Below are 20,313 nucleotides of genomic sequence, written 5' to 3' on the forward strand. Positions count from 1 at the left end.
GCGCGAGTTCCTCCGGCGATTCGCGGGTCGCTCTCTCAGCCCGCGGCGACGGTGATCGGAGCCCACCGGCGTGTCCAGTCGCCCGGGAGGCCGGAAAGGTCACGGCTCATCACCGAGTTGACGGCCAGAGAACTGAGGCCACGGTCCTTGAGCCAGGTGAGGAGCTCTTCGTGGCGCACGTCGACATCGGTCCGAAGCGGCCGCTCAGTGGTAGCCGCCAAGGCGGTGACCAGGGCCTGAGCCGTGGCCGTGTCGTGGGCGACCAGCGGTCCGACGACATGGGTTTCCATGTTGGGCCAGAGGCCGGCGTAGCCGGTGAGCCCGCCGGAGCTGTCCTCGGCGACGAACAGTCTGTCTGCGAAGGCGGGCAACCGCGTGATCAAGTGGGTGCGATCGGTACCGAACACCTCGGTGTCCAGGTGGATGATCCGGGCGAGGTCATCGGCCGTGGCGCGCCGTACGGCCGCGGTTTCCGGTCCAGAGTGCCCGCGGTCCGGCTGGAAGCTGCCGAGCAGCATCTCCGCACTGCCGATGGTGTCGAAGCCGAGCTCCTCGTAGAGCGGGCGTCCGTAGGGAGTGGCGTGGAGCGTCAGCGGGATGCCCTTGAGGACGTCATCGCAGATGTGTGTCATGAGGCGGCGCCCCAGGCCCTGCCGGGCGTAACGGCCGGCGACGAGGACCATGCCGATCGCGGCGAGCTCCGGATCGGCGTGTGGCCGGCCGTATCGGGTGACGACGCACACCGCGGCGAGGCCTCTGCCATCAGGAGCGTCGACGCCGTAGCCATTTCCGGCTGCAAGGAGGAGCCCCCATTTGTGGTCCTCGCGGGGCCAGCCGCGGTCCTCGGAGAGGTCGGCGCAGTGGCGGAGATCGCTCAGGGCCAGCGGACGGATCGGTAGGTCGGTGAGCTCTGGTGGTGTCACCGGCTCAGCCTGGATCATGACAGGGAGGGCGTCCAGAGGATTTGGCAGATCCAGCACCTCGGCGCGTGGTTGTTTCACGTGAAACGTCCGCCCGGCTCGCCCGGCCGACGGCCTTGCCTTGCCTGGCACCGGGCCATGTTTCACGCGAATCACGCTGTTTCACGTGAAACATGCAGGCTAGCCTCGACGCTTATGACGCGTCTGCACCTCTTCGACCTCGACGGCACCCTGATGTACGGATCCGCCGCCCCGGTCGAGATCTCACGGCAGCTCGGTGTCGGCCGCGAGATCGCCGAGCTGGAACGGGCCTTCGCGGCAAGCGAGATCGGCCCGCATGAGTTCTCCCTGGCGGCACACGCGTTGTGGTCGGACCTGACGACCGCCCATGTCCGGGCAGCGTTCGACGGCGCCCCGTGGCTTGAGGGGATCCGAGATGTGTGGCGGGAGATCAGACAACGGGGCGACCTTTGCGCTGTGATCTCGCTGTCGCCCTCGTTCTTCGTCGAGCTGCTCCTGGAGTGGGGGGCGGACGCCGCGCACGGCTCGGTCTACCCCGCCGTGCCCTTCGTCGGCCCCATGGACGTCACCGGGATCCTCACACCCGAGGGAAAGGTCGAGGTCGCGGATCGCCTGTGCGCCCGATTCGGAGTGAGCCGGAACGACTGCGTCGCGTATGGGGACTCCCTCACCGATTCGGTGCTCTTCGATGCGGTGCCTACGTCGGTAGCGGTCAACGCGCGCCCGTATCTCGCGGAGCGGGCCACGTACATCTACCAGGGCCGGGACCTGCGTGAGGCATACCAGCTCCTCGGAACGGCACGCCCGGAAGTCGCCGCATCTTAGGGGGAAGGGGGGATACGAGCGCCGAGTTTCCGTATTCCCCCGCGGGGCACACGGTCCGCTGGCACGCTGTAAATCCCGGAACCACGGATTCGACCGTGGTGTGTGCAGACCGACCGAGATGCTCTAAGCGAGGCACCGCATGGACGCTCCGCCCACCAGACCGGCTAGACGGGGGACGGACCGGATACCCCCCGGCGCCGGGGCGACCGAGCCTTCCCCCGATGCCGTACTCATCCGCCAAACGCTCGCGGAGATCGCGCCCATCGCCGACAAGGTCACCTCGTACTTCTACGCCCTGATATTCACTCGGCACCCCGAGGTGCGGGACATGTTCCCCGTGGCCATGGACTCCCAGCGCGACCGGCTGCTTAAGGCGCTCCTCACGGCCGCCGAACACATCGACGATCCCGAGGTGCTCACTCCTTACCTGCGCCGGCTCGGCACCGGTCACCGCAAGTACGGCACCATGGCCGGCCACTACCCGGTGGTGGGTGAGGCACTCATGGGGGCGCTGGCCCGGTACGCGGAGGCGACCTGGGGGCCGGAAGCCGAGGCGGCATGGGTACGGGCGTACACCGCGATCTCCCAGATCATGATCGACGCGGCGGCCGAGGACGAGGCCAGGGCACCGGCCTGGTGGCAGGCGGAGGTGGTCGCCCACGATCTGCGGACACCGGACATCGCGGTGCTGACGGTACGCCCGGACCGGCCGTACACCTTCCTCGCGGGCCAGTACACCAGTCTGGAAACCCCGTGGTGGCCGCGGGTCTGGCGGCATTACTCCTTTGCCTGCGCCCCGCGCGCCGACGGGCTGCTGACCTTTCACATCAAGGCCGTTCCGGCCGGCTGGGTCTCCAACGCCCTGGTGCGGCACGCCCGCCCGGGCGATGTTCTGCGTCTGGGACCGCCTGCCGGATCGATGGTGGTGGACCACAGCACGGACAACGGGATGCTCTGCCTCGGCGGCGGCACGGGCATCGCCCCGATCAAAGCGTTGATCGAGGACGTGGCAGAGCACGGTGAGCGGCGCAGGATGGAAGTGTTCTTCGGGGCGCGCAGCGACAATGACCTGTACGACAAGGACACCCTGCTGGGGCTGCAGCGCTCCCATCCTTGGCTGTCCGTACGTCCGGTCGTCGGGGAAGGGCTTGCGGGGCAGCTGCCCCAGGCCGTCGGTGTGAACGGGCCCTGGAGTTCGTACGACGCCTTCATCTCGGGTCCGCCGGCGATGATCCGCAGCGGTGTCGACGCGCTCAAGCGGATCGGCATTCCGGGGGAGCGGATCCGCTACGACTCGGTCGAGGAGCTGGTGGGCGTCGGCTGAACCACCCCGCCGGGCTTCCTGCCGTCGCGGCGGGCGGATCAGCCCAGGTCGGGCGCGTGCATCGCCCGTACCCCCTCGATGTTTCCGTCGAGGTAGTGGCGCAGGGACAGTGGGACGAGGTGCACGGCCGCGATACCGACCCGGCTGAACGGGACACGGACGATCTCGTACTCACCCTCAGGCTCGTCGATCTCGGGGCCGTGCCGTTGGGCTGGGTCCATGGATTCGAGACGGCAGACGAAGAAGTGCTGCACCTTGACGCCGGTCACGCCGCCATCGGCGATGTGCTCCACGGTGTCCACGAAGCACGGCACCACGTCGATGATCTTGGCGCCCAGTTCTTCGTGTACCTCCCGGTGCAGGGCATCGACAACGGTTGCGTCCGTCGGCTCCACTCCCCCGCCGGGAGTCAGCCAGTACGGGTCGACGCCGGGCTTGGTGCGCTTGATGAGGATCAGGTCGTCACCGTCGAGCAGGATCGCGCGGGCGGTGCGTTTGACCACGGGACGTTCGGTCATGGGTGAAGAGTGGCCCACTCTTCCGCTTCTGAAACGCCCGCCTGCGAAACGCGCGGTTTCCGAGACGTGCACGCTGCGGTGACGTGGGGCCGAGAGGCGCCGGATCACCAGTCCACGGCGGCGCGCAGCAGCCGGTCATGGGCCCGGGCGAGGTGGGCGAGAGCCAGGCTGCCGGTCCGTACGACGACGAACCAGGTGCGCAGGGGTGGGACCGCGGGCTCCAGCAGGGAGACGATCTGGCCCCGGTCCAGGGCGTTCTGGCAGAGGTAGCGGGGCAGCACCGCGAGCCCCGCGCCGGCCCGCACGCACTCCCGTACGGCCCTGAGGTCGGGCACGACCACGGTGGCGGCGGCTTCCGGAACCGCGTCGAAGACGGCGGCCCAGTAGCGCGTGACGAGGGGAAGGCTCTCGTGGACCTCCACGACCGGGATCCCGTCGAGGGCCGCCGGGCTACCGGGACCCTTGTCGCGCAGAAGGTCCGGGTCCACGAGGGCGGCCCAGTAGGGAGCGGCGACCAGCACCTGTTCCTCGTCGCACAGGGGCGTGGCGGTGACCGGTCCGCCGCGTGGCCGCCCGGTGGTGACCACGAGGTCGTGCTGCCCGGCGGACAGCCCGTCCAGGGCCTCCTCGGTGTCCGTCTTGAGAGCGGTGCGCAGGGTCTGCCCCTGACCGACCAGGGGCGCCAGGGCGGGGAGCACGCGCTGGCACACGAACTCGGGCGGCCCTGCGATGTGCAGGGTCCGTAACGCGCCGGCGGCCTCCCGCTCCGTCTCGGCGATGCGCAGCAGCGCGTCGAGGTGGGGGGCGGCTTTGTGGGCGAGTTCGTCACCGATGGCGGTGGGCGTCACCCCTCGTGCCCGACGGTGGAAGAGGGGCCGCCCCAGTTGCCGTTCGAGGGTGCGGATCTGCGAGGTGACGGCGGGCTGGGACAGCCCGAGGAGCGTGGCGGCCCGGGTGAACGAGCCGGCCCGGTGCACCGCGACGAAGGTACGCAGCAGGGCCAGGTCCATGGCGGCCCCTCTCGTTGGGGGCCTTCAACTATAAATATGCCGATAGGCCCCTGTCGCTACCGTGATTGGACTCTGACGCTGAGTCAACTAGCCTTGTCGACGTGGTTCTTCGCCGAGGGAACCCGGGAGCGGTCCGAGCCAAGAGGGGGGAGGCTCGGACCGCCCTCGCTCGTCCGGTCAGCCCTTCTGGCCCGCCGAATCAAGCGCCCGCAGTACGTCTGCGACCAGGTCGTCGGTGTCCTCGGCGCCGGCCGAAAAACGGATGAAGCCTTCCGGCACGGCGTCCCCGCCCCATCGCCCGCGCCGCTCGGCGGTGGACCGTACTCCACCGAAACTCGTGGCGTCCTCCACCAGACGCAGGGCGCTCATGAAGCGCTCCGCGTGCGCCCGGTCCGCCAGGGTGAACGAGACCACCGACCCGAAGCCGTTCATCTGCAGGGCGGCCGTCTTGTGCGAAGGGTCCGCCGGGAGCCCCGGGTACCGCAGCCCGGTCACGTCCGCGCGCTCGCGCAGCGCCTCCGCTACGGCCAGTGCGTTGGCCCACTGGCGCTGGGCCCGCAGTTGGATCGTGGCCAGCGAACGGTGGGCCAGCCAGGCTTCCATCGGACCCGGAATGGCCCCGACGATCTTGCGCCAACGACGGATCCCGGCGGCAAGCTCCGGATCGCGGCAGGAGACGTAGCCGATCAGGAGGTCGCCGTGGCCGGTGAGCCCCTTGGTACCGCTGGCGACGGAGAAGTCCGCGCCGAGTTCCAGCGGCCGCTGCCCGAGCGGCGTGGCGAGGGTGTTGTCGACGGCGACCAGGGTGGAGCCGGCGTGCGCGGCTGAGACGAGGCGCCGTACGTCGCACACGTCGAGACCGGGGTTGGACGGCGTCTCGATCCAGAGCAGCCGGGCCCCGTCGAGTTCCGTGAGCTGGGAGTCGCCGCCGGTCGGGGCGGTGCGGACGTGGATTCCGTACGCCTCGAGCTGCTCCCGCAGCAGCGGAAGCGCCTGGTAGCCGTCGGAAGGAAGGGTGACGGCATCGCCCGCGCGGGTCTGGGACAGGAGGACCGCGGAGACGGCGGCCATGCCGGAAGCGAAGACGATGGTCTCCACGCCGTCCTGTCCGGGGGCCTCCAGCTCGCTGATGGCCCGCTCCAGCAGCGTCCAGGTCGGGTTGCTGTCACGGGCGTAGGCGTACGGTCCCTCGACCTCGCCGGGGAGGTGGAAATGGGCGGCGAAGACGGGCCCCGGCAACGCGGGCTCGTTCTTCACCGGATGGGGCAGCCCGGCGCGGACCGCCCGGGTCCCGTCGCCGTACGGGTCCGCCGATGAGGTGGGTTGATCGTTCACGGGGTGGGCTCCTTCAGCACACGCGGTACCGGGGCGCCGCTCAGTTCTTGTCCGGCAGGGCGAGGTTCACGGCCCAGGAGACGACGGAGATGATCAGACCGCCGATGAGAGCGGCCCAGAACCCGTCGACGTGGAAGCTGAGGTCGAACTGCTCGGCCAGCCAGGAGGTCAACAGCAGCATCAGGGCGTTCACCACCAGGGTGAACAGGCCGAGGGTGAGGATGAAGAGCGGGAGCGAGAGCAGCTTCACCACGGGCTTGACGATGAGGTTGACCAGGCCGAAGACCAACGCGACCAGGATCAGCGTGAGGACCCGGTTGCCGGTGCTGTTCCCGTCCTCGTCGAGCGTGATGCCGGCAACCAGCCAGATGGCCACGGCCAGGGCCGCCGCGTTGGCGAGCGTCTTGACTACGAAATTCGTCATGTGCCCGATCGTTGCAGAGAAGATCCTGGTGGGACATCGTCAGATCAGCGGATTCCACGGCACCGCGGAGCAAGGGGTAGGACAAGGATGAAAGCCTTCCGGCTGGACGAGCTCGAAGCGGAACGGGTCGCCAACGACGGCGCGTACCTGCAGTTCCTGAAAGAACGCAACATGTCGGTCGGGCTGTACGCGCTCGATGCCGGCCAGAGCGACCCGCAGCAGCCGCACCGCCAGGACGAGGTGTACTTCGTCGTGAGCGGCCGGGCCTCGATCACGGTCGGGGAGGAGACGACGACGGTGGCGAACGGGAGCGTCGTCTATGTACCGGCCGGGGTGCCGCACAGGTTCCACCACATCACCGAACCGCTCAAAGTGATGGTGGTGTTCTCCCCACCGGAGGGCTGAGGGTCGGGCCCCCGATCCCCCTAAGGGTCGGGTCAGGGGGTTCCGGGGGCTCGCGGGCCCCCGGACGCTCACGCGGCCTCCTAGCATCGGATGCAGGAAGTCACGGACGAGGAAGAGGTTGTGGACATGGACGGGATCCGAGCGATGTTCGAGGGCATGCCCTGGTGGGTCAAGTGGGTCGCCGTTCCGCTGCTGGCGCTGTTCGTCTTCGGAGGAGTGATCACCACCATCCTCGGGACGCTGATCGCCTTCGTCTTCAAGCTGCTGCTCTTCGTGGCCCTCGTGGGCGGATTGATCTTCGTGGTGAAGAAGTTCACCCGTAGCGGATCGAAGTCCTCCGCCGGTGAGTGGTAGGACGCCCCGACCCGGCGGTACCCGCGTTAACCCAGCCGAGGGAACGTGAGGCTCGAAACCCGTCGCCCGGCCAGAACCGGCGGATAGAGTTCCGCTCTGGGCCGTGCCTGGGTATCTACACCGGTATCACCGTTCTGACCTGCGGATATCTCCATCAGCTGTCGAGCGCGACCCCCAGGATCCACGGCATACGCGGGGGCGGCCCCCGCAGGGCGGGCCGCCCTTGAGCCCGCCGTCACGCCTGGGGGTGAACTTTGTCCGCAGTCCACAACGCCGCCGTGCCCACGTTGATCGCTTCGGTGCAGAGGGCGCTGAGACTGCTCGAAGCGGTGGGCTCCCACAGCGCGGGAGCCCCCGCGAAACAACTGGCGCGTGAAGCCGGCCTTCCGCTCCCCACCGCCTACCACCTGCTGCGCACCTTGACGCACGAGGGCTATCTGCGCCGTGAAGGCGGGGTCTTCCTGCTTGGTGACGCTGCCTGGCGGCTGGCGAGCGGTGGACTACAGCAGAAACGTCGCGGCATGATCGTCGACTCCCTGGCGCACTTCCGCGACGTGGTCGGGGCTCCCGTCTACTTCGCGGTCTACCGCGAGGGCGAGATCGAGGTGGTGGGCGTATCGGACACTCCGGCCGCTCCTGCCTGCGAGGAGTGGGCGGATTTCCGGGAGACCGGGCACGCACACGCGATCGGCCAGTGCCTCCTCGGCCAACTTGACGAGAAGGCGCGCAAGGATCACTACGACCGGCATCCGGTTGGCGCGGTTACGCCTTACACAGTGCGGGATGAACGTGCTCTGGAACAGCGCCTCGCCGCCCTGCAGCGAATGCAGCCGGTTACCGAGCGTCAGGAATATGTATTGGGCACGGTGTGCGCCGCGATCCCCATCACGGTGGGAGATACCGCTGCGACCATGGCGATTTCGTTCCCTTTGCACCAAGAAGACCGATTGCTCTATGCAGTTGACCGGCTACGGAGTGAAGTAGGCGCGCTGTTGAGCACCCTGTCGTTCTCTATCAGTATCTGAAATCTCACTCCTTGTGATCTGCTAGCGCTTCCACCACTCTTGTCAAGAGGGCCCACGGGGGGACCATTCCTGGCCACTTCCACAACATCGGGGTAGGCAATGCGCGAGTCGGTACAGGCAGAGGTCATGATGAGCTTTCTCGTCTCCGAGGAGCTCTCCTTCCGGATCCCGGTGGAACTCCGGTACGACGCTCATGACCCCTACGCAGTGCGGCTGACCTTCCACCTTCCCGGGGACGCGCCCGTGACCTGGGCGTTCGGCCGGGAACTGCTCCTCGATGGAATCAACAAGCCGTGCGGCGACGGCGATGTGCACATTGCTCCGTCCCATCCTGACGAACTGTCGGACGTCCACATCCGGCTCCAGGTGGGCGGGGAGCGAGCCCTGTTCCGCGCGGGAGCCGCGCCGCTGGTCGCTTTCCTCGACCGCACCGACCGGCTCGTTCCGCTCGGTCAGGAGCGCAATCTCGGGGACTTCGAGGGCACGCTCGACGAGGCACTCGACAAGATCCTTGCCGAATCCCGGCAGAACGAGCAGAACGCCGGCTGAGTCCCTCCGTCGCCCACTCGGCCCCTCGGCTCAGCGCTTGCGCCGCCGCCCCCGGCCTGCCCGTACCGGTCCCGCTGCCGTGGTGGTCGCCGAAGCTGCCGGCCGGTCGGCGGAGACCACCAGTGCGGCCAGGGCGGTGGTCACCGGCACGGAGGCGACGAGCCCGATGGAGCCCACCAGCGTCCTGATGATCTCCTCGGCGACCAACTCGCTGTTGGCCACCGAACCCATGCTGCTGTTCGCGATGGAGAAGAGCAGCAGCAGGGGAAGCGCCGCTCCCGCGTAGGCGAGCACCAGCGTGTTGACCACCGAGGCGATGTGGTCCCGCCCGATCCTGATGGCGGCCCGGTAGAGAGCGCGTGATCCCATCGTGGGATCGGCCTGATGGAGCTCCCAGACCGCGGACGTCTGGGTGACGGTCACATCATCGAGGACACCGAGCGATCCGATGATCACGCCCGCGAGCAGCAAACCGCTCATGTCGATGTCCGGGTAGAGACCGTGGATCAGTCCTGTGTTGTCGTCTGTGTTGCCGCTGAGGAAGGCCCAGTCGATGAACCCCGAGCCGAGCAGTCCGATCAGCAGCAGTGACACCAGCGTTCCGAGGACGGCGACCGAGGTGCGCGCGGTCAGTCCGTGGCACATGTAGAGCGCGATCAGCATGATGGCACTGGCCCCGACCACCGCTACGACCAGCGGGTTGGAGCCCTGCAAGATCGCCGGGAGGATGAAGAGCGTCAGTACGCCGAAGCTGACGACCAGTGCGACCAGGGCGAAGACGCCGCGCATCCGCCCGACCACGACGACGGCAACGGCGAAGATGCCGGCCAGCAGAGCCAGCGGGAACTTCCGGTCCAGGTCGATGACCGAGTACTGGAGGTCCCGTGGCGCGTCCGGCGCGTAGGCCACCACCACCTCCTGGCCGTTGGCCAGTTGCCGTGGAGCCCCCGGCTGGACGATCTCGAAGAAGGTGCGGCCCTTGTCCGGGCCGGTACCGACCTCGACGGTCGCCTTCTTGCACGCCCCGCTCTGCTCCGCCGTCGCCTCGCGGCCCGACGGGGTCGAGGTGTCGCCGGTGGCCGGGACCTGAGAGGCGTTGACGGACTTGCAGTCGACACTCGCCAACGCGACGACCTTGCCCTGCTGGGTCTGCCGGTCGAACCCAACACCGGTCCGTTCGTGTGCCGGAGCTCCGCCGGGCCAGAGCACCACCATCCCGACGAAGACGGCGGCCGCGAAGGGGATCAGCACGGCGGCGATGACCTTGCGCAGGTGCTTGGAGACGGGTGCCGCCGGGCCGTGGCCGTGGCTGTGCGCATGCCCGTGACCGGACCCGTGGGACGGCCCGTGGCCAAGGCCGTGCGGGACGTGCCCGTGGTCGCCGGGACCGGTGGGCTCGGGGGGACTGGTGGGAGACAGCGGCGAAGACGTCACCGGCAGATCATCGCAAGAGATGAGGGGGCCCACTATTCAGCACGCCACAGATGACGCTAGCGTGGGGGCTACTTTGCACAACGCGGGAGCTCGGAGCACCGGGCTGAGAGGGCGCTGATCACCGTACGCACGCCGAAGGGCGGTGCGGGAAGAGGCTGCGTCGACCGCCGAACCTGTTACCGGGTAATGCCGGCGTAGGGAGATAGGTCACATGACCATTCAGGACGCACGCACGCCTGCCGTCAGCCAGGGCGCCGACGGCCAGACCGCGCGCCAGCCGGGCTGGCACAAGGGATATCTGGCGGGCTCCCGCCCCGACATCCGGGTGCCGGTCCGCCAGGTCCACCTCACCAACGGCAAGGACGTGACGCTCTACGACACGTCCGGTCCGTACACCGACCCGCAGATCGAGACCGACGTCCGCCGGGGGCTGCCCCCGCTCCGCGAGAACTGGATCATCGGGCGCGGAGACACCGAGGAGTACGCGGGACGTCCCGTGCGCCCCGAGGACGACGGCATCAAGCACACCTCGCCGCGAGGTGGCCTCAAGAACCTCGACGCGGTATTCCCGGGCCGCCCGCGCCAGCCCCGCCGGGGCCGCGGCGGGGCGGCGGTCACCCAGCTCGCATACGCCCGCCGGGGCGAGATCACCCCGGAGATGGAGTACGTCGCGATCCGCGAGAACGTCTCTCCCGAGGTCGTCCGCGAGGAGATCGCCGCAGGCCGCGCGGTACTTCCGGCCAATGTGAACCACCCGGAGATCGAGCCGATGATCATCGGCAAGCGGTTCCTGGTGAAGGTCAACGCCAATATCGGCAACTCCGCGGTCACCTCCTCGATCGAGGAGGAGGTCGACAAGATGACCTGGGCGACCAAGTGGGGCGCCGACACGGTCATGGACCTCTCCACCGGCCGCAACATCCACACGACGCGCGAGTGGGTGCTCCGCAACTCTCCGGTCCCGATCGGCACCGTGCCGCTCTACCAGGCGCTGGAGAAGGTCGACGGCCGCGCCGAAGAGCTGACGTGGGAGATCTACAAGGACACCGTCATCGAGCAGGCCGAGCAGGGCGTCGACTACATGACGGTGCACGCCGGCGTGCTGCTGCCGTACGTGCCGCTGACCGCCCGGCGCAAGACCGGCATCGTCTCGCGCGGTGGATCGATCATGGCCGCGTGGTGCCTCGCCCACCACAAGGAGAACTTCCTCTACACGAACTTCGAGGAGCTCTGCGAGATCCTCGCGACGTACGACGTCACCTACTCGCTGGGCGACGGCCTGCGCCCCGGCTCCATCGCGGACGCCAACGACGCGGCGCAGTTCGCGGAGTTGAAGACGCTCGGCGAGCTGAACACGATCGCCAAGCGGCACAACGTGCAGACGATGATCGAGGGACCGGGCCACGTCCCGATGCACAAGATCAAGGAGAACATCGACCTCCAGCAGGAGATCTGCGAGGAGGCGCCGTTCTACACCCTCGGCCCGCTGACCACGGACGTCGCTCCCGCCTACGACCACATCACCTCAGGCATCGGCGCCGCGATGATCGCCTGGTGGGGCACCGCGATGCTCTGCTACGTCACGCCCAAGGAGCACCTGGGCCTGCCCAACCGGGACGACGTGAAGACCGGGGTCATCACGTACAAGATCGCTGCGCACGCCGCGGACTTGGCGAAGGGCCACCCCGGCGCTCAGGAGTGGGACGACGCCCTGTCGGACGCACGGTTCGAGTTCCGCTGGGAGGACCAGTTCAACCTGGCCCTCGACCCCGACACCGCCCGTGAGTTCCATGACGAGACCCTGCCGGCCGAGCCGGCCAAGACCGCGCACTTCTGCTCGATGTGCGGTCCGAAGTTCTGCTCGATGAAGATTTCCCAGGACATCCGCCGCGAACACGGCGGAGACCTCAAGGCCGACGAGATCGAGGCCGGCATGGCGGAGAAGTCCGCGGAGTTCGCGGCCTCGGGCAACCGGGTCTACCTTCCGCTGGCCGACTGAGGGCAGCCCGCACGGAACGGACCCGCGGCCCATGGGGGGAATCGCGGGCCCGTTCCACGCGGGTGTTTCACGTGAAACATCACTCCCGGTCGGGCTCGGAGCCGCCGAAGTCGGGGCTGGTGAAGTCCGGTGGGGTGTAGTCAGGGAGCGGACCCTGGGCAGGGGCTCCGGGGCTGGTGAAGTCCGGCCGGGTGTACCCCAGGCTGGGGATGCGCCCCGCATGCGGCGTGCGAGGGGTCGGATACCCGGGGCCTGCGCTGGGGTCGGCCAGGGCGTCCCGGAGGAACGGCATGATGCCGCGTTCCAGCAGGGCGTTGCGCCATGCCTCCCGAGCGCGCGAGAGCTCGTCGGGTACCGCCATCGTCTCCTCCGCTGCTACCTCGGTGGAGCTGTTGCGGACAGCGGTCACGAGCAGCCCGATCACCGCGAAGAGCAGCGCGGCCACGGTGAGCCCGCCGAAGAGCCACCCCGCCGTCAGCATCGTCCGGGCGAAGGCCGGCTCGGGATCGATCATCTTGAGGCTGTACCCGACCAACAGGAAGATCAGCATGGCGGTGCCGGCCAGGACCGGCGCGAGGACGGCGACCACGGCGCTCACGCCCACGCCGCCGCCCTGCTCGTCCCCGTCGCGCTCGCCCGAGGTGCCGGGGGCCGACAGATGCTCGTCGCGCAGCTCCGCGCGGACTTTCACGTAGTGGTCGTACTCGGCCGCGGCCGCCGCCGTCAGCAAGGCGGTGGCACTCATGGCCATGGTGCGCAACTGTTCGGCGTTCAGCCGTTCGCCCAGAGAGGCGAGTTCCGGCCGCTCGTTCGCCGTGCGCAGCGCCTCGTCGAGAAGCCGATCGAACTCCGGTCGGTCTTCGGTGAGCAGGTGCGGAGCGCTGGTCATGTGCATCCCCCGATGCTCCGTACAAGCCGGTATGCCCGCGTAGATTCGGGCGCCGGCACAAACGGAGGAGAGCCTGCTGCGGATAGAGCGATGGTAGAGCGCCCATGCCACGAGGTGACAGGGGCTTTCCGGAAATACCCCGGTCGGGGAATGCTCAGTCGTTCAGCGGGAGTTGGACGACGAGCAGCTTGCCGGCCATCGTCACGCCGCCGTCCATCGCGATGGCCAGACCGTCCGCGTACACGTGTGGGCCGTCGACCGTCTCGGGGCCGTGGGAGTCGTCGCCGTCCTCCGTACCCACCTCGCCGAGCAGGTACGGGATGGGGCTGTGGCCATGCACGACGCGGCCGCCGCCATAGGTCCCGAGGAGCTCCCGGACGGCCTGCGGGCCCGTTTCCTCGTCCCGGAAGGCGAACCGCTTGGTGAACTTGCGGAAGAGGTCCCAGGTGATGTCGGCGTCGTTGCGGGTGAGCAGCTCGTGGATGGTGTCGTTGACGTCCTCGATGGAGTCGCCGTAGTCGAGGTACGCGGTGGTGTCCGAGTGCAGCAGCAGGTGCCCGTCCTCCAGCGTGGCGGCGTCGAGCCGCGACATCCACTGGAGGTGAACGTCCTGGAGGCGTTCCATGTCGGTGCGCTGACCGCCGTTGAGCAGCCAGGCGGCTTGGAAGGTGGCGGTCCCGGCGCCGGACACGACCGGGGTGTCACCGAAGCGTTTGGCGCCGATGAGCAGCAGTTCGTGGTTGCCCATCAGGGCCTTGCAGTAGCCGCCGGCGGCGGCGGCCTCGGCGGAGAGCCGCATGACGAGGTCGATGACGCCGATGCCGTCGGGGCCGCGGTCGGTGAAGTCGCCGAGGAACCAGAGCCGGGCGTTGCCGGCTGACCAGTGACCATCGGCGTCGATCAGGCCCTGCGCCTGGAGTTCGCTGACGAGCTCGTCCAGGTATCCGTGCACGTCGCCCACGACGTACAGGGGGCCGGGACCGCCGGGTGCCGGTTCCTGGGGAACGTACTGGACCTGGACGGTATCGCCGGGACCGCCGGCCGCACCGCGGCCGATGACGGGCAGGTCGCGCTGTGTGGGCGTGTAGCCGTCGGGGTCCTCGTCCTGCGGGGCGGCGGGTGCGGGAGGCGCGTCGGGCCCGGGCGCGGGGGCTGGAGCGGCCTCGGGCGCGTAGGCGGGCCGCGGGGGCACGGGAGCGCCCTCCTCGTAGTACGCCGGGTACTCGCCGTAGACGGGAGCCTCCCCGGGCATGCCGACGGACGCGGCGTACGGGGCGGGTTCGGTGCCGGGAACCCGGAAGTCCCGCAGCGTGTCCGTCCGCATCGCGGGTCCCTGACCGGCCCCCTGAGTCATCGACCCCTCCACCACCGTCGCACTGCCGTACACCTGCGGACCCTCCCCGCCTCCATGGCGGAGGGTCCGTGATGTCGTGCGCCCATCATAGGAATGCAGCTCGCGCTCTGTGACGCACCAGGGGTGGTGAATCCTGGCCGGAGCCGATCCTTCCTACCGCTTTCTCCCGATATTGGGGATTGTTGAAGAATCCGGCGAGGCCGTCTGGCCCCGCCGGAGTGTCGCCAAGTCCCGCACGCAGGCGTGTGATCAGTCCTGGGCGGGCGAACGGGGCGGGCTGACGGTCGTGCGGGGCTGCCTGCGCTGCGAGGAGGTCCGGATGATGAGTTCGGTGGGGACGACCTGCTCGACGGGCCGGCCGGTGTCGACGCCTTCGATGGCGTCGATCAGGAGCTGGACCACGGCCGTACCGATGCGGCGCGGCTTGAGGGAGAGCGTCGTGATGGGCGGTTCCGTGTTGGCGTAGACGGTCGATTCGCTGCAGCAGACCAGCAGCAGGTCCTCCGGGACGCGCAGACCGTAGCGCCGGGCGGCGGCGAGCAGATCGGTGCCGTTCGGATCGAAGAGCCCGTAGACGGCGTCGGGCCGGTCGGGCCGGGCGAGCAGCCGATCCGCGGCGACGGCGCCCGCACACGGGTCGTGGGCCGGGTAGGACTCGTAGACCGGGTCCTGGCCGACGCGCTCGCACCAGCTGAGGTATGCGGTGGTCGAGAGCCGGGTGTAGGTGTCGGTCGTGGTGCCGGTGAGGAGTCCGATCCTGCGGGCTCCCGCGGCTGCGAGGTGGTCGAGGAGGTTGAGGACGGCGGCCTCGTGGTCGTTGTCGACCCAGGCGGTGACGGGGAGGGAGCCGGCCGGACGGCCGTCGGACACCACCGGCAGGCCCTGCCGGACCAGCTCGCTGACCACGGGGTCGTGGTCGGACGGGTCGATGACGACGGTGCCGTCGAGGGCGACGTTGGACCACACGTCGTGGCGTGAGGTGGCGGGGAGGATGACCAGGGCGTAACCCCGGGCGAGCGCGGCGGAGGTGGCGGCCCGGGCCATTTCCGCGAAGTACGCGAATTCGGTGAAGGTGAAAGGTTCATCCCCGTACGTGGTCACGGTCAGACCGATGAGGCCGGATTTGCCGGTACGGAGGGTGCGTGCTGCTGCGGACGGCCGGTAGCCCAGCCGGTCGGCGACTTCGCGAACGTGGCGGCGGGTGGCGTCGGGCAGCCGTCCCTTGCCATTGAGCGCGTCGGAGACGGTCGTGATGGAGACGCCGGCCGCGGCGGCCACGTCCCTGATGCCGGCCCGGCCCTGTCGGCCGCCGACCCGCCGGGTGGTCTCGGTCCGGCTCACCTGATGCTTCCCTGCTGCTGTCATGGCGAGCCGATAGTAGGGCTCGGTGGGGTGGGTGGTCCGGCTGCATATGCACCCGTTGACAGGCACGATTCTGCACGGTTCGCCACCCCCAATGACCTTGGAATGCAAGGCCATTGATCGTTCGTGACGGCTAAGGCGCCACTCGGCGACGATGGGCCTGCCGAAACGGTGCGGTCTCGGACAGTTCTCAACTCACCTGCACGAGGGACGCGCGCCACGGCGCAGGCCACCAGCGCGCGCATATATGCGCGCGCTCCCCCTGTGATTCTGGCGCCCGCCATTCTCCGATCGGCGGAATCCTCATAAGGTGAGCAGTATTGAGTCGACGGAGACGTCGACGGGACGGTCGAGGAGGACCTGCGGTGAGCGAGAAGAGCCCGAAGCTGCGCGCCGAGCTGGACGGCATCCCCACTTACAAGCCGGGCAAGCCCGCGCCGGCGGACGGGCGCGTCGCGTTCAAGCTGTCCTCCAACGAGAACCCGTACCCCCCGCTGCCGGGGGTCCTGGAGACCGCGGTCGCGGCGGCCGGACACTTCAACCGCTACCCCGACATGGCCTGCACGGGCCTGGTGAACGAGCTCGCCGAGCGCTTCGGCGTTCCGGTCGAACACATCGCGACGGGAACCGGTTCGGTGGGCGTGGCCCAGTCGCTGATCCAGTCGACGGCCGGGCCGGGCGACGAGGTCATCTACGCCTGGCGCTCCTTCGAGGCGTACCCGATCATCACGCAGATCTCCGGTGCCACCTCCGTGCAGATTCCGCTCACCGACGGGGACGTGCACGACCTGGACGCCATGGCGGAGGCGATCACCGAGCGGACCCGGCTGATTTTCGTCTGCAATCCCAACAACCCCACCGGTACCGCGGTGCGCCGGGCCGAGCTGGAGCGGTTCCTGGACCGCGTGCCGTCGGACGTCCTGGTCGTCCTGGACGAGGCGTACCGGGAGTTCGTCCGTGACACGGACGTCCCGGACGGCATCGAGCTCTACCGCAGCCGCCCGAACGTGTGCGTGCTGCGTACTTTCTCCAAGGCGTACGGACTGGCCGGCCTGCGGGTCGGTTTCGCGGTAGCGCACGAACCGGTGGCGGCGGCCCTCCGTAAGACGGCGGTCCCTTTCGGAGTCAGCCAGCTCGCCCAGGACGCGGCGGTCGCCTCGCTGCGGGCCGAGGACGAGCTGCTCGGGCGGGTCGGCTCGCTCGTCTGCGAGCGCAAGCGGGTGTACGACACGCTGCTCGCCCAGGGCTGGACCGTGGTCCCGGACACGCAGGCGAACTTCGTCTGGATGCGCTTGGGGGAGCGGACGGTGGAGTTCGCGGCGGCCTGCGAGAAGGCCGGTGTGGTGGTCCGGCCGTTCCCGGGCGAAGGCCTGCGGATCACGATCGGCGAATCCGAGGCGAATGACATCTTCCTGCACACGGCGGAGGCGTTCTTCAAGGAGCTGTAGCCGCAGCGCGGAAGGCGGGACCCGATTACGCGAGCTCGACGCGGATCGGGTCGCCGTCGCGGACGGTGGCCAGCAGGCGCGGCTCGCCGTCGAAAGAGCCGAGTACGTTGCACGGGCTCGCGAGGCGGCTCTCGCCGGCCCGGGAGATGGGCGTGGGGCCATACGGCAGCGCGAGCGCATCGCCTTCGGTCCAGAAGGCGACGGTGCCCGGCTCGACGACCTGTCGGGCGTCGTGCTCCAGTGCGACCGAGACGCCCGTGTCGAAGTAGACCTCCTCGCCCCACGTGTGGGCGGAGGCGGAGATCGGCAGGGCCGCGGACAGGGCCTTGCTGGTCGGGGTCTCTTCCAGGGTGGCGGTGAGCTGGCCCGCGGGCCAGCTGATTCGAATCTTCATGAGCCGCATTCAACAATCTGTTGAATCTGTTGGCTAGGGGGACCCCCGGCGAAAAGATCGAAACGTGTGTGCGCCATAATGCTTGTGAATGTGAACGCGTTCACAAGCTCGCCTGTTTTGTCCTGCCTCGCGTGGGATGTAACAGGCGGGGTTGCGGCTTGGATGACCCACGGCGACCCGAAGGAGATGACGACGTGGATCTGGCTCTGGCGCCGGAGACTCTGGCGCGATGGCAGTTCGGTATCACCACCGTCTACCACTTCCTCTTCGTCCCCTTGACGATCTCGCTCGCCGCGTTCGTCGCGATCTTGCAGACCGCCTGGGTACGCACCGAGAAGGAGAAGTACCTCAAGGCCACCAAGTTCTGGGGCAAGCTGTTCCTGATCAACATCGCGATGGGTGTCGTCACCGGCATCGTCCAGGAATTCCAGTTCGGTATGAACTGGTCCGACTACTCGCGGTTCGTCGGTGACGTCTTCGGGGCTCCGCTGGCGTTCGAGGCGCTGATCGCCTTCTTCTTCGAGTCCACCTTCATCGGGCTGTGGATCTTCGGCTGGGACAAGCTCCCCAAGAAGATCCACCTCGCCTGCATGTGGATGGTCTCGATCGGCACCATCCTCTCTGCGTACTTCATCCTCGCCGCCAATTCCTGGATGCAGCACCCGGTCGGGTACCGGATGAACAAGGAGACCGGACGCGCCGAGCTGACCGACTTCCTCCAGGTCCTGACCCAGAACACGGCCGTCGCACAGGTCTTCCACACCCTTACAGCGGCCGTGCTCACCGGCGGTGCCTTCATGGTGGGCATCGCCTCCTACCACCTGCTGCGCAAGAAGCACATCCCCGTGATGCGCACCTCGCTGCGGCTCGGCCTCGTCGCCGTGGTCATCGGCGGCTTGCTGACGGCGATCAGCGGCGACACGCTCGCCAAGGTCATGTTCAAGCAGCAGCCGATGAAGATGGCGGCGGCCGAGGCGCTCTGGGACGGTGAGAAGAGCGCGCCCTTCTCGGTCTTCGCAGTCGGCGACGTCGACAAGGGCCACAACAAGGTCGCCGTCGAACTGCCCGGCCTGCTGTCCTTCCTCGCGGACAGTGACTTCGGCTCCTTCGTGCCCGGCATCAACGACGTCAACAAGTCCGAGCAGGCGAAGTACGGGCCCGGTGACTACAGGCCGGCGATCCCCGTCGCCTACTGGGGCTTCCGGTGGATGATCGGCTTCGGCATGGCGTCCTTCGGCATCGGCGCCCTGGGGCTCTGGCTGACCCGCCGCAAGTTCCTGCTCCCGGCCGCCCTGCGCACCAGCGACGACGAACGGCCACACCTCGTCCTGTTCAGGACCGCTCTGAATCCGCGCCTCACCCGGCTGTACTGGCTCACCGCCATCGGGACGCTCGGCTTCCCGCTGATCGCCAACTCCTGGGGCTGGATCTTCACCGAGATGGGTCGCCAGCCGTGGGTCGTCTACGGAGTCCTGCGCACCCGTGACGCGGTTTCGCCCAGCGTCACGCAGGGCGAGGTGTTCACGTCGATGCTCGTGTTCACCGCCCTCTACGCCGTGCTCGCCGTGATCGAGGTCCGGCTGCTCGTGAAGTACGTGAAGGCCGGGCCTCCGGAGCTCACCGAGGCCGACCTCAACCCGCCCACCAAGATCGGCGGGGACGACCAGAATTCCGACCGGCCGATGGCCTTCTCGTACTGAGGCTGAGGAGACCACACCATGCAACTCCACGACGTCTGGTTCGTGCTCATCGCCGTCCTGTGGATCGGCTACTTCTTCCTGGAGGGCTTCGACTTCGGGATCGGCGTACTCACCAAGCTGCTCGCCCGTGACCGGCGGGAGAAGCGGGTCCTGATCAATACGATCGGGCCCGTCTGGGACGGCAATGAGGTCTGGCTGCTCACCGCCGGCGGCGCCACCTTCGCCGCCTTCCCCGAGTGGTACGCCACCCTCTTCTCCGGCTTCTACCTGCCGCTGCTGATCATTCTGGTCTGCCTCATCGTCAGAGGTGTCGCCTTCGAATACCGGCACAAGCGTCCCGAGGACAAGTGGCAGACCAACTGGGAACACGCGATCTTCTGGACCTCGCTGATCCCCGCGTTCCTGTGGGGCGTGGCGTTCGCCAACATCGTCCGAGGCGTAAAGATCGACCAGCACAAGGAGTACGTCGGCACCTTCCTCGACCTGCTCAATGTGTACTCGCTCCTCGGCGGTCTCGTCACGCTCAGCCTGTTCACCTTCCACGGCGCCGTGTTCGCCTCACTCAAGACGGTCGGGGACATCCGGGAGCGGTCGCGCCGGCTCGCGACCCGGCTGGGCATCGTCACCGCCGTCCTCGCGCTGGTCTTCCTGCTCTGGACCCAGCTCTCTCACGGTGACGGCAAGAGCCTGATCGCCATGGCCATCGCGGTCGCGGCACTCGTCGCGGCCCTGGCCTGCAACATGGCCGGCCGTGAAGGCTGGTCGTTCGCGCTGTCCGGGATCACCATCGCGGCAGCCGTCGCGATGCTCTTCCTGACGCTCTTCCCGAACGTCATGCCCTCCTCGCTGAACGACGCCTGGAACCTCACGGTCACCAACGCATCGTCCAGCCCGTACACGCTCAAGATCATGACCTGGTGCGCAGGGGTGGCCACCCCGGTCGTGCTGCTCTACCAGGGCTGGACCTACTGGGTGTTCCGCAAGCGGATCGGCACCCAGCACATCGTCGACGCGCACTGACCC

General features: G+C 68.4%; 20 protein-coding genes. 10 read left to right on the forward strand and 10 right to left on the reverse strand.

The annotated features are described in order from the left end of the window. Positions 1 to 35: 35 nt before the first annotated feature. A complete protein-coding gene (locus ACZ4M3_RS10385; RefSeq protein ID WP_467731347.1) occupies positions 36 to 923 on the reverse strand; it encodes a GNAT family N-acetyltransferase in 888 nt (295 codons plus the stop codon). 192 nt (positions 924 to 1,115) lie between these two features. On the opposite strand from ACZ4M3_RS10385, the gene ACZ4M3_RS10390 reads away from it, so the two are divergent. Then, the gene (locus ACZ4M3_RS10390; RefSeq protein ID WP_467731173.1) at positions 1,116 to 1,766 is read left to right on the forward strand and encodes an HAD family hydrolase; all 651 of its coding nucleotides are present in this window, start codon (positions 1,116 to 1,118) and stop codon (positions 1,764 to 1,766) included. A 139-nt stretch (positions 1,767 to 1,905) separates the two neighbouring features. Then, on the forward strand, positions 1,906 to 3,090 hold the full coding sequence (locus ACZ4M3_RS10395) for a globin domain-containing protein (RefSeq protein WP_467731174.1): 1,185 nt from the start codon (positions 1,906 to 1,908) through the stop codon (positions 3,088 to 3,090). Between the two features lie 38 nt (positions 3,091 to 3,128). Here ACZ4M3_RS10395 and ACZ4M3_RS10400 read toward each other — a convergent pair whose 3' ends face one another. From ACZ4M3_RS10400 to ACZ4M3_RS10415, 4 genes are all read right to left on the reverse strand, one after another. Further along, on the reverse strand, positions 3,129 to 3,608 hold the full coding sequence (locus ACZ4M3_RS10400; protein ID WP_190185553.1) for an NUDIX domain-containing protein: 480 nt from the start codon (positions 3,606 to 3,608) through the stop codon (positions 3,129 to 3,131). A 104-nt stretch (positions 3,609 to 3,712) separates the two neighbouring features. Then, positions 3,713 to 4,618 (reverse strand): LysR family transcriptional regulator, encoded by a 906-nt coding sequence (locus tag ACZ4M3_RS10405; RefSeq protein WP_467731175.1) that lies wholly within the window; start codon positions 4,616 to 4,618, stop codon positions 3,713 to 3,715. 177 nt (positions 4,619 to 4,795) lie between these two features. Further along, the gene (locus tag ACZ4M3_RS10410; protein WP_467731176.1) at positions 4,796 to 5,953 is read right to left on the reverse strand and encodes a cystathionine gamma-lyase; all 1,158 of its coding nucleotides are present in this window, start codon (positions 5,951 to 5,953) and stop codon (positions 4,796 to 4,798) included. Positions 5,954 to 5,993: 40 nt separating this feature from the next. After that, complete coding sequence (locus tag ACZ4M3_RS10415; RefSeq protein ID WP_467731177.1) at positions 5,994 to 6,377, reverse strand: phage holin family protein; 384 nt, start codon at positions 6,375 to 6,377, stop codon at positions 5,994 to 5,996. 87 nt (positions 6,378 to 6,464) lie between these two features. Here ACZ4M3_RS10415 and ACZ4M3_RS10420 point away from each other — a divergent pair, with 87 nt between their 5' ends. The 4 genes from ACZ4M3_RS10420 (at position 6,465) to ACZ4M3_RS10435 (ending at position 8,710) form a co-directional block, all read left to right on the forward strand. After that, positions 6,465 to 6,782 (forward strand): cupin domain-containing protein, encoded by a 318-nt coding sequence (locus ACZ4M3_RS10420; RefSeq protein WP_467731178.1) that lies wholly within the window; start codon positions 6,465 to 6,467, stop codon positions 6,780 to 6,782. Positions 6,783 to 6,872: 90 nt separating this feature from the next. Then, on the forward strand, positions 6,873 to 7,136 hold the full coding sequence (locus ACZ4M3_RS10425; protein ID WP_467731179.1) for a DUF5326 family protein: 264 nt from the start codon (positions 6,873 to 6,875) through the stop codon (positions 7,134 to 7,136). 287 nt (positions 7,137 to 7,423) lie between these two features. After that, entirely contained in the window at positions 7,424 to 8,161 is a 738-nt protein-coding gene (locus tag ACZ4M3_RS10430) for an IclR family transcriptional regulator (protein WP_467731348.1), read from the forward strand. 99 nt (positions 8,162 to 8,260) lie between these two features. After that, positions 8,261 to 8,710 carry an SsgA family sporulation/cell division regulator gene (locus ACZ4M3_RS10435; RefSeq protein WP_453351833.1) on the forward strand — a complete coding sequence of 150 codons (450 nt, stop codon included), beginning with the start codon at positions 8,261 to 8,263 and terminating at the stop codon, positions 8,708 to 8,710. A 30-nt stretch (positions 8,711 to 8,740) separates the two neighbouring features. Here ACZ4M3_RS10435 and ACZ4M3_RS10440 read toward each other — a convergent pair whose 3' ends face one another. Further along, complete coding sequence (locus ACZ4M3_RS10440) at positions 8,741 to 10,144, reverse strand: YibE/F family protein (RefSeq protein ID WP_467731180.1); 1,404 nt, start codon at positions 10,142 to 10,144, stop codon at positions 8,741 to 8,743. 211 nt (positions 10,145 to 10,355) lie between these two features. Here ACZ4M3_RS10440 and thiC point away from each other — a divergent pair, with 211 nt between their 5' ends. Further along, positions 10,356 to 12,143 carry a phosphomethylpyrimidine synthase ThiC gene (gene thiC, locus ACZ4M3_RS10445; protein ID WP_467731181.1) on the forward strand — a complete coding sequence of 596 codons (1,788 nt, stop codon included), beginning with the start codon at positions 10,356 to 10,358 and terminating at the stop codon, positions 12,141 to 12,143. A 79-nt stretch (positions 12,144 to 12,222) separates the two neighbouring features. Here the strand turns inward: thiC and ACZ4M3_RS10450 are convergent, their stop codons facing one another. From ACZ4M3_RS10450 to ACZ4M3_RS10460, 3 genes are all read right to left on the reverse strand, one after another. Continuing rightward, on the reverse strand, positions 12,223 to 13,038 hold the full coding sequence (locus ACZ4M3_RS10450) for a hypothetical protein (protein WP_467731182.1): 816 nt from the start codon (positions 13,036 to 13,038) through the stop codon (positions 12,223 to 12,225). A 148-nt stretch (positions 13,039 to 13,186) separates the two neighbouring features. After that, a complete protein-coding gene (locus ACZ4M3_RS10455) occupies positions 13,187 to 14,401 on the reverse strand; it encodes a metallophosphoesterase (protein ID WP_467731349.1) in 1,215 nt (404 codons plus the stop codon). A 234-nt stretch (positions 14,402 to 14,635) separates the two neighbouring features. Then, positions 14,636 to 15,751 (reverse strand): LacI family DNA-binding transcriptional regulator, encoded by a 1,116-nt coding sequence (locus ACZ4M3_RS10460; RefSeq protein WP_190185544.1) that lies wholly within the window; start codon positions 15,749 to 15,751, stop codon positions 14,636 to 14,638. 362 nt (positions 15,752 to 16,113) lie between these two features. On the opposite strand from ACZ4M3_RS10460, the gene hisC reads away from it, so the two are divergent. Further along, positions 16,114 to 17,196 (forward strand): histidinol-phosphate transaminase, encoded by a 1,083-nt coding sequence (gene hisC / locus ACZ4M3_RS10465; RefSeq protein WP_467731183.1) that lies wholly within the window; start codon positions 16,114 to 16,116, stop codon positions 17,194 to 17,196. Positions 17,197 to 17,221: 25 nt separating this feature from the next. Here hisC and ACZ4M3_RS10470 read toward each other — a convergent pair whose 3' ends face one another. Beyond that, complete coding sequence (locus ACZ4M3_RS10470) at positions 17,222 to 17,590, reverse strand: cyclophilin-like fold protein (protein ID WP_467731184.1); 369 nt, start codon at positions 17,588 to 17,590, stop codon at positions 17,222 to 17,224. Positions 17,591 to 17,784: 194 nt separating this feature from the next. Between ACZ4M3_RS10470 and ACZ4M3_RS10475 the strand changes: the two genes are divergently transcribed. Continuing rightward, a complete protein-coding gene (locus ACZ4M3_RS10475) occupies positions 17,785 to 19,290 on the forward strand; it encodes a cytochrome ubiquinol oxidase subunit I (protein ID WP_467731185.1) in 1,506 nt (501 codons plus the stop codon). An 18-nt stretch (positions 19,291 to 19,308) separates the two neighbouring features. Beyond that, positions 19,309 to 20,310 carry a cytochrome d ubiquinol oxidase subunit II gene (gene cydB, locus ACZ4M3_RS10480; RefSeq protein WP_467731186.1) on the forward strand — a complete coding sequence of 334 codons (1,002 nt, stop codon included), beginning with the start codon at positions 19,309 to 19,311 and terminating at the stop codon, positions 20,308 to 20,310. Positions 20,311 to 20,313: the final 3 nt, after the last annotated feature.

It is taken from the genome of Streptomyces sp. NPDC026522 (assembly GCF_055567555.1).